At 71.5% G+C, this 432-nt stretch carries 1 pseudogene; it reads left to right on the forward strand.

The features are described 5' to 3' along the window. Window positions 1-79: 79 nt before the first annotated feature. Window positions 80-432: pseudogene (locus DSY14_RS28165) on the forward strand (hypothetical protein); the annotation flags it as partial.

Below are 432 nucleotides of genomic sequence, written 5' to 3' on the forward strand. Positions count from 1 at the left end.
GTGCATGATGGCTCGGTTGTTGTCATCGGTGCGGATGAGGTGGACGGTGCACGGGCGAGGGCGCGGGCGAAGAACTGGTATGCGTGTGACGGCGGCCCTGACAGCCGCCTGCGCTCTCCTCACCGCCTGCGGCTCCAGCCGGAACAGCGACGACGACGGCTCGGCGAAGAAGCCGGGCCCGGTCCCCGTGGCGAAGGCGCACGCGCGGGTGCCCGTGCCGCGCGGGGACGGCAGCAAGGTCGCCGACGACTTCAACGGCGACGGTCACCGTGACCTGGTCCTGAACGACCTGGTCAAGCGGCAGAGCCACGAGGACGACGCGGGCATCGGGATCGTGTACGGCACGGAGGGCGGACTGCGGCCGGGTGCACGGCAGTTGCTCTCCCCGGCCAAGCAGGCCGGGGAGAGCAACTGCCGTGCACCCGGCCGCAG

It is taken from the genome of Nocardiopsis sp. MG754419, assembly GCF_018207095.1.
Taxonomy (GTDB): domain Bacteria; phylum Actinomycetota; class Actinomycetes; order Streptosporangiales; family Streptosporangiaceae; genus Nocardiopsis.